Raw genomic sequence first — 3053 nt, forward strand, 5'->3', positions numbered from 1 at the left:
CGGACCGACAAAAACCCCGCTTTGCGGGCAGCTTCCGCAGTCCGCCTGCCGACGGCATGACAAGGCAAGGCGGCGAGCGTCGCGATGATTTCTTCCGGCGCATGGCGCATGGCATTGGCGCTTGTGACGGCCACCGCGACGGCATCGTCCGGGATCAGTCCGGCGGCGACAGGCAACGCCTTTGTTTCGGTCAGGGGCAAAAGAACCGGCTGAAAACCTGCCTCCTCCAGCCGATGCGCTGTGCGCGAAGCACCCGGTTCCGGCCTGGTCACCAGGACGCGAAGCATTTCAGAGCCAGCCGTCGAAGAACTTTTCGCCGGCCCTGGCGCGCACGCTCCGGGCCGCTTCGCCGCCGATCCGGGCGGCGTCTTGCGCCGGTCCCTGCAGTTCGACCGTGTGTGACTGCGTGCCGTCGGGCGAGATGATCAGCCCGGCAAAAGACAGTTTTCCGGCCTCGATCGCCGCATAGCCGGCGATCGGCGTGCGGCAGGAGCCATCGAGCGCCGCCAGGAAGGCACGCTCGCAGGCCAGCGCCTGGCCGGTCGGCACATCATGGACGGCCGCCAGCATCTTTTCGACATCGCGGTCGCCGATACGGGTTTCGATGCCGATCGCGCCTTGCCCCGGCGCCGGCGGGAAGACATCGAGCGGTATCAGGTCGGTGACGACATGCTCGAGCCCAAGCCGCTTCAGCCCGGCATAGGCCAGGATCGTGCCGGCGGCGACGCCTTCGTCGAGCTTGCGCAGCCGCGTCTGCACATTGCCGCGGAACATCACCACGTCGAGATCCGGCCGCATCCGGCGGATCAGCGCTTGCCGCCGTAGCGACGACGAGCCGACTTTCGCCCCGCGCGGCAGTTCGGCGATCGTCTTCGCCGCTTTGCCGACAAAGGCGTCGCGTGCGTCCTCGCGCGGCAGGAAGGCCGACAGTTCGAGGCCGTCGGGCAGTTGCGTCGGCATGTCTTTCGACGAATGCACGGCGATGTCGATCCGGCCGGCCAGCAGCGCCTCCTCGATCTCCTTGGTGAACAGGCCCTTGCCGCCGGCTTCCGACAGCGGCCGGTCCTGAATGCGGTCGCCGCTGGTCGAGATGACGACCACCTCGAACGCCTCCGCCGGCATGCCATGCGCGGCCATCAGCCGCGCCTGCGTTTCATGCGCCTGCGCCAGCGCCAGCGGGCTGCCGCGTGTTCCGATTCTCAAGATTGTTTGCATGGCGCGCAGTCCGTGATAACCCCCCGGCAAGCGAGGCTTTTCCGGGGTTCTCCTAACGGGGAAAACCCCATGATACAATCTTTAGGGACAGCGACGAATTGATCCGCGTGCTGGGCATAGAGACGAGTTGTGACGAGACCGCCGCCAGCGTGGTGGCCGTCGACGGCGACGCCGCGCCAAAAATCCTGTCCAACATCGTGCTCAGCCAGATCGAGGAGCATGCCGCTTTCGGCGGCGTCGTGCCGGAAATCGCCGCGCGCGCCCATGTCGAGGCGCTGGACGGCATCATCGAGGCGGCGCTTGCCGATTCGGGCACGGCGCTAGCCGATATCGACGCGATTGCCGCCACCGCCGGCCCCGGCCTGGTCGGCGGGCTGATCGTCGGGCTGATGACCGCCAAGGCAATCGCCGCGGCGGCGAACAAGCCGCTGATCGCCATCAACCACCTCGAAGGCCATGCGCTGACCGCAAGGCTGACCGACGGGCTCGACTTTCCCTATCTCTTGCTGCTGGTCTCCGGCGGCCATACGCAAATCGTCGCCGTGCGGGGTGTCGGCGGCTACCAGCGCTGGGCAACGACTATCGACGACGCGCTCGGCGAAGCCTTCGACAAGACGGCCAAGATGCTTGGCCTGCCCTATCCCGGCGGACCGAATGTCGAAAAGGCGGCACAGGCCGGCAACGCCTCGCGCTTTGCCTTTCCGCGTCCGATGAAGGGCTCGGCCCAGCCCGACTTCTCCTTCTCCGGCCTCAAGACCGCCGTGCGCCAGGCGGCGAGCGCCATTGCGCCGCTGAGCGACCAGGACGTCGCCGACATCTGCGCCTCGTTCCAGGGGGCCGTAGCCGATGCTCTGGCCGACCGTGTTTCTCGCGCGCTGACGCGCTTTCGCGAGACATTTCCCGGCACCAGGAACCCAGCCCTCGTCGTTGCCGGTGGTGTCGCCGCCAACCGCACGATCAAGACCATGCTGGAGCGGCTCTGCGCCGAGACCGGCTTCACCTTCATTGCGCCGCCACTGAAACTTTGCACCGACAATGCGGCGATGATCGCCTGGGCCGGCATCGAGCGGCTGCGCGAGGGCATGGCGCAAGAGAACGGCTTCGATTTCGTGCCGCGCTCGCGCTGGCCGCTGGACAGCATCTCGGCGCCGATGGTCGGCTCCGGCCGGCGCGGAGCCAAGGCATGAACGAGGTGGCAATGAGCGGCAACGTCACCGCGCCAAGCGGCTGGCGCGTTGCCGTGCTCGGCGGCGGCGCCTGGGGCACTGCCTTGGCCTTGGCCATGCTGCGCGCCGGCCATTTCGTCCGCCTTTACGCGCGCGATCCGGAGACCGTCGCCGCGATCGACCGCGGCGAAAATCCACGCTACCTGCCGGGCATTACGCTCCAGCCCGGCATCGTGGCGACGAGCAACATCCAGGCCACGCTCGACGGTGCCGATTGCGTGCTGGCGGTGACGCCGGCGCAGTCGCTGCGGGCGACGCTGGCGGCCGCGAAGGACCATATGCCGGCCGGTATCCCGCTGGTTCTGTGTGCCAAGGGCATCGAAAGCGAGACTGGCGCGTTGCTATCGGCGATTGTCGAAGAAATCCTGCCGCTCAATCCGGTTGCCGTTTTGTCGGGCCCGAGCTTCGCCACCGACGTCGCCCGCGGCCTGCCGACGGCCGTTGTGGTCGCCGCCCGCGACGAGGCATTGGCCGCCGATCTCGCCGCCCGCTTTTCCGCCGAAAATCTGCGCTGCTATTCGAACGACGACCTGATCGGCGTCGAGATCGGCGGCGCCTTGAAGAACGTCTTTGCCATTGCCGCAGGTGCCGTCACTGGGGCGGGTCTCGGCG

At 67.6% G+C, this 3053-nt stretch carries 4 protein-coding genes; 2 read left to right on the plus strand and 2 right to left on the minus strand.

Annotated features, from left to right (window positions below):
• Window positions 1-287 (minus strand): uroporphyrinogen-III synthase (locus EN879_RS30080; protein ID WP_206521028.1); only part of this gene is annotated, 287 nt, incomplete at its 3' end.
• A 1-nt stretch (window position 288) separates the two neighbouring features.
• Window positions 289-1215, minus strand: a complete 927-nt coding sequence (hemC, locus tag EN879_RS30085) for a hydroxymethylbilane synthase (RefSeq protein WP_063170402.1) — start codon at window positions 1213-1215, stop codon at window positions 289-291.
• Between the two features lie 101 nt (window positions 1216-1316).
• Between hemC and tsaD the strand changes: the two genes are divergently transcribed.
• Together tsaD and EN879_RS30095 are read left to right on the plus strand one after the other, a co-directional pair.
• Entirely contained in the window at window positions 1317-2402 is a 1086-nt protein-coding gene (gene tsaD / locus EN879_RS30090; protein WP_181172687.1) for a tRNA (adenosine(37)-N6)-threonylcarbamoyltransferase complex transferase subunit TsaD, read from the plus strand.
• Window positions 2399-3053, plus strand: a 655-nt coding sequence (locus EN879_RS30095) for an NAD(P)H-dependent glycerol-3-phosphate dehydrogenase (protein ID WP_127274447.1), incomplete at its 3' end; no start/stop codon positions are given. The genes tsaD and EN879_RS30095, both read left to right, overlap by 4 nt.

It is taken from the genome of Mesorhizobium sp. M7A.F.Ca.AU.002.02.1.1 (genome assembly GCF_003998535.1).
Lineage (GTDB): Bacteria > Pseudomonadota > Alphaproteobacteria > Rhizobiales > Rhizobiaceae > Mesorhizobium > Mesorhizobium ciceri.